The organism is Actinocrinis sp. (assembly GCF_035938995.1).
Taxonomy (GTDB): Bacteria; Actinomycetota; Actinomycetes; order Streptomycetales; family Catenulisporaceae; genus DASZGI01.
The window spans coordinates 1-4,898 of sequence record NZ_DASZGI010000401.1; the positions used below are offsets into that span (position 1 = coordinate 1).

A 4,898-nucleotide genomic window follows, 5' to 3' on the forward strand; every position below is an offset into this window, starting at 1 on the left:
TCCCGCTGGATCAGCGCGTCGAGGGAGAGCTTCGCCAGCGCCGGAGCGGCGCCCGCGATCCCGGCCAGCACCATCACCATCGGCAACCCGTAGAAGAACGCGGCGATGACGGCGGTGACGGCGGACAGCGCGAGCGACGCGGTGACGATGGCCTCCGGCGCCCTGGCCTTGAGCCAGCCGCCGAGCGCCGACCCGATGCCGCTGCCGAGCGCGATCAGGCCCGCGATGAGGGCGATCGCGGTCAGGTCGCGCACCCCGCCGACCGGGTGGCGGCGCACCAGGAACGCCATGAAGATCCCGAAGTAGCCGGAGAAGAGCTTCATCGCGGTGTTCACCCGCAGCGCGAGCACCACCGACGGGCCGACCGAGCGCAGCCGCCGGTCCGGAGCCGGCTCGGCGGACTTCGCCGGGACCGGGGCGCCGCGCTCGCGCTTGCGCAGCCGGGCCTTGACCTCGCCCTCGCTCGAGTCGACGAACCTGGGCAGCCGGATCGCCAGCCAGATCTGCAGGAAGTACACCAGCGCCGCCAGGCCCAGCGGCCACGCCGCACCGAGCTTGCCGAGGCCGAGGGCGATCGGGGTGAAGACGGTGCTGGCTGCCAGCGCCGACATGGAGATCCGCGAGTTGGCCCGCACGAGGGTGGACCCCTCGGGCAGCACCCGCGGGATGACCGCGGACCGGCTGATGCCGAATGCCTTAGATGCGACCAGGCAACCGAACGCCGCCGGGTAGAGCGCGAGCCCGCCGCTGCTGATGGTGCGCGCCATGACCAGTGACAGCAGCCCGCGGGTCAGGGCGGTCAGCGCCATGGCGAAGCGCCGGCCGCCGCGCAGCCGGTCGAGCAGCGGGCCGATCAGCGGCGCCAGCAGGGTGAACGGGACCATCGTGATGAGCAGGTAGAGGGCGACCTTCGTGCGCGCCTCGTCCGGCTTGACCGAGAAGAAGAGCGAGTTGGCCAGCGCGAGGGTGACCAGCACGTCGCCGACGCTGTTCACCGCGCTCATCTCGATGACGTGCGCGAGTCCGGACGGCCCGGCGCCGTCCTTCTGCGTCACCCGCTGGATTCGGCTGTAGACGGCCCCTGCGGTGCGCTCCGCGCCTTCAGCGCCCTGACGGACGACACGCAGGCCGCGGCGCAGAGCTTCTTGGCTCCCGGTCGCGGAGGCCGCCCCGACCGGCTCGCCGAAGTCCGGTTCCCCGACCCGGGTCGCCTCGAGCCCTATCGACTCCGTCGCTGCCGACCCCGGAAGCGCCTGCCGCTGACCCGCGACCCTCGTCCGTGCCAGCGCCGTGTTCGCCAGCTCGGTGTCGGCCAACGCCTGGTCAGCCGGTTCCGCATGATCCGACGGCGCACGATCCCGCGCGGTGGCGTCCCGCCCGGCGCCGCCCGCCGCTCGTGCGTCCCCGGGCCCGGCGGCGGCGACAGTCGGCTCGTCAGAGCCTGACTGGCCCTCCCCGTATCCGCGCGGGCCTCGCGTACCTGTGCTCACGTACCTATCCTCGCGCGTGCGCGCCCTAGTTGTCGCCGGTACCCCGTAGGTATGCCGGACCGACTAACATCGACTTCGTGACCGTTACGACCCGGACCCGGCCGACCAGGACCCCGACCCTTGACTCCGTGTGCGCCGAAGCCGTCGAGTTGGCGTTCGCCGCGGCTGAAGACGTCGCCGGCATCGGACAGGTCGGCGATCACCTCGGCCTCGTTCCCGACGGCGAACGGATCGTCACCCACTACTTCGCCGCCAGGGAGCGCGGATACGTCGGGTGGCGCTGGGCGGTGACGCTGACCCGGGCGTCGCGCTCGAAGCAGGTGACCGTCGACGAGACCGTGCTGCTGCCGGGCGACGGGGCGATCCTGCCGCCGCAGTGGGTGCCGTGGAGCGAGCGGATCCAGCCCGGCGACATCGGCGTCGGAGACCTGCTGCCGACGTCCGCCGACGACGCGCGGCTCGAGCCCGGATACACCGGAGCCGACGACGGCGAGCCGCAGATCCTCCAGGACGCGCCGCCACAGCCCGCCGGCGACTTCGATCCGGAGACTCCGCAGCGCGACTCGCTGCCCTTGATTTCATTCGAGCTCGGACTCGGCCGGGCCCGGGTGCTCTCCCTGATCGGGCGTGAGACGGCCGCAGAGCGCTGGTACGAATCGTTCGGCCCGGCGTCGGCGATGGCGCAGGCCGCCCCGGCGAGCTGCTCGACCTGCGGCTTCCTGACCGGGCTGCGGGGCGCGCTGAGCCAGGCGTTCGGCGTGTGCACCAACGAGTACTCCCCGGCCGACGGCCACGTGGTCGCCATGGACTTCGGTTGCGGCGGCCACTCAGAAGCCGCAGTCGTTCCGGAGGCATCGGAGGTCGGTACCCCGATCGTGGACGAATTCACGGTCGATCAGGTGCAGCTTCACCCAACCGGCTCAGTCGCCGTCGGCGCGCCGGAGGAAGAAGGGCTCTCCGTCGAGGACGATGAGGCCCCCTTCGGCCACTCCTGATCCCCCTCCACCTCCGCACCACCGTCATCCCCACGCCCCCAGTTACTCGGCGACGTGCTTCCTTCAATGCCCCGTCGGGTCGTACCACCCGATCCCGTTGCACACCGCGCACTCCCGCAGCGCCGCCGTCTCCAGCATCAGCGGCCGATGCACGAACGTCGTCCGCACGGCGCCGAAGGTGACGAGCGTGCGGCCCTCACCGTCGCAGTCCGGGCACAGCGCCATGATCGCCCCGGTTCGGGACCGATCCGCTGCGGAGCGTGGTGGTCGCACATCGGACAGTATATGGCTGCCTTAGCGATCAGGCGACTACGCAGTGTCGTAGTTTTAGCGGCGTCGAGCGCGCCTATAGGTGATGCCCAAGCCCATAAAGCCCAGCACGACGCCTGATAGAGCGATCCACGGCCACCGCCCGTGTCCGGCGTGTTCCAACGACGTGCGGAAGGGCAACAACACCACGAACGCGATCGCGTACAGGACGGTGCCGATCACGACGATCTTGAAGATGTCGACCTCCATCGGCTTGATCTCGCGCGGAGTCACGCCGTCCGCGCCGCCGTCCGACGTCGATTCCTGATCATGGGGAGCGCTCATGGGGACCAGGGTATGGAACCCTGAGTCCGGCCGTATACCCGGCCGCGGATCGTCCCGCCGACGTGAGGGAGCACGCGACGATGACCACCAGTACCGAGCTCGAGACGCCCGCCAGACCGTCCGGCGGCGCGGTGGACCGCTTCTTCCGACTGAGCGAGCGCGATACCTCCGTGGCCCGCGAGATCCGCGGCGGCGTGGCCACCTTCTTCGCCCTGGCCTATATCGTCGTGCTGAACCCGATCATCCTGGGCAGCGGCAAGGACCTCTACGGGCACACGCTGAACCTCGGTCAGCTCACCGCCGCGACCGCGCTGGTGGCCGGCGTGATGACGCTCATCATGGGCGTCGGCGGGAACCTGCCCCTGGCCATCGCGGCGGGTCTCGGCCTTAACGGCGTGGTCGCCTTCACCATCGCGCCGACGATGTCGTGGCAGGACGTGATGGGCCTTGTCGTGCTCGAGGGCATCGGCATCTGCCTGCTCGTGGTCACCGGCCTGCGCAGACTGATCATGGACGCGATCCCGCTGCCGCTCAAGAAGGCGATCGGCGTGGGCATCGGCCTGTTCATCGCGCTGATCGGGCTCGTCGACGCGGGATTCGTCAGCCGCATCCCGGACGCGGCGCAGACCACCGTGCCCGTCCAGCTCGGCCCGAGCGGCGAACTGACCGGCTGGCCGATCCTGGTGTTCTGCCTCGGCGTGCTGGCCACCTTCGCCCTATTGGTGCGCAAGGTGCCCGGCGCCATCCTGATCTCGATCGTCGGCAGCACGATCCTGGCGATCGTGATCAACGAAGCGGCGCACCTGAAGGCGCAAGACTGGGGCCTGATCCAGCCGAAGCTGCCGCACAACATCGTCGAGACCCCGAACTTCCACCTGCTCGGCCACTTCTCCCTGTTCGGCGGCTTCGTCCACGCCGGAACGATCACCGCAATCGTCTTCATCTTCACCCTGATCCTGTCCGACTTCTTCGACGCGATGGGCACGATCGTCGGCGTGACCGGTGAGGCGGGTCTGCTCACCGAAGAAGGCGACGTCCCCAACATCAACCGGGTGCTGTTCATCGACGGCCTCGCAGCAGCAGCCGGCGGCGCAGGATCGGTGAGCTCGAACACAACCTTCGTCGAATCAGCAGCCGGAGTCGGCGAAGGCGCCCGCACCGGTCTGGCCTCGATCGTCACCGGCGTCCTGCTCGCCCTCACGTCGTTCCTGACGCCCCTGGCCACCATCGTCCCCCAGCAGGCCGCCGCCCCCGCCCTCGTCGTCGTCGGCTTCTTGATGATGACTCAGATCAAGGACATCCCCTGGGACGACTGGTCCATCGCCGTCCCCGCATTCCTCGCCATAACCCTGATGGCGTTTACCTACAGCATCACCGTGGGCATCGGAGCGGCCGTCATCGCCTTTGTCGTGGTCAAGTTCGCGGTCGGCAAGTTCCGTGAAGTCAGCCCGCTGCTCTGGGTCGTCGGTGCGCTGTTCGTGGCCTACTTCGCCCTCAACCCGATCCAGCAGGCTCTGAAGGTTAAGTAGCCAGTCCACAGGCGGCGCGCGATCCCTTCTCGCGCCGCCTCGCTGCGGCTTGCGGGCGTGGACGCTGTGGTTCTCATCGCGCGTGCTTCTGCTTCGCAAGCTCCGCCGTCCGCGCACCCGCGCTGACGCCTGCGGCTAGCTTCCGGCTCCGCCGGGACTGAGGCCCACGCGCCCGCCGTCCACTCCGCGGCCCCTGACCCGCTCCGCGGGAAACGCGGGCGCCCGGCTCCTCGCGTCGGGGCGTGACGCCCCTTTGGCTCCGGGGCCGGGCGCCGCTGACACATGGTGGT

Annotated in this window: 5 protein-coding genes; 2 read left to right on the forward strand and 3 right to left on the reverse strand. The window is 69.8% G+C overall.

The annotated features are described in order from the left end of the window. Positions 1 to 1,490, reverse strand: a 1,490-nt coding sequence (locus tag VGZ32_RS27370) for a hypothetical protein (protein WP_326889107.1), incomplete at its 3' end; no start/stop codon positions are given. A 77-nt stretch (positions 1,491 to 1,567) separates the two neighbouring features. Here VGZ32_RS27370 and VGZ32_RS27375 point away from each other — a divergent pair. Further along, the gene (locus tag VGZ32_RS27375) at positions 1,568 to 2,485 is read left to right on the forward strand and encodes a DUF3027 domain-containing protein (protein ID WP_326889108.1); all 918 of its coding nucleotides are present in this window, start codon (positions 1,568 to 1,570) and stop codon (positions 2,483 to 2,485) included. A gap of 63 nt (positions 2,486 to 2,548) precedes the next feature. Here the strand turns inward: VGZ32_RS27375 and VGZ32_RS27380 are convergent, their stop codons facing one another. Together VGZ32_RS27380 and VGZ32_RS27385 are read right to left on the reverse strand one after the other, a co-directional pair. Beyond that, positions 2,549 to 2,758 (reverse strand): hypothetical protein, encoded by a 210-nt coding sequence (locus VGZ32_RS27380; protein ID WP_326889109.1) that lies wholly within the window; start codon positions 2,756 to 2,758, stop codon positions 2,549 to 2,551. A 54-nt stretch (positions 2,759 to 2,812) separates the two neighbouring features. Next, entirely contained in the window at positions 2,813 to 3,079 is a 267-nt protein-coding gene (locus tag VGZ32_RS27385) for a DUF2530 domain-containing protein (RefSeq protein ID WP_326889110.1), read from the reverse strand. 80 nt (positions 3,080 to 3,159) lie between these two features. Here VGZ32_RS27385 and VGZ32_RS27390 point away from each other — a divergent pair, with 80 nt between their 5' ends. Further along, the gene (locus VGZ32_RS27390) at positions 3,160 to 4,608 is read left to right on the forward strand and encodes an NCS2 family permease (protein ID WP_326889111.1); all 1,449 of its coding nucleotides are present in this window, start codon (positions 3,160 to 3,162) and stop codon (positions 4,606 to 4,608) included. Positions 4,609 to 4,898: the final 290 nt, after the last annotated feature.

Excerpts from the sequence above, each read along its gene's own strand:
- VGZ32_RS27385 (WP_326889110.1), bottom strand. The coding sequence starts at position 3,079 with ATGAGCGCTCCCCATGATCAGGAATCGACGTCGGACGGCGGCGCGGAC.
- VGZ32_RS27390 (WP_326889111.1), top strand. The coding sequence starts at position 3,160 with ATGACCACCAGTACCGAGCTCGAGACGCCCGCCAGACCGTCCGGCGGC.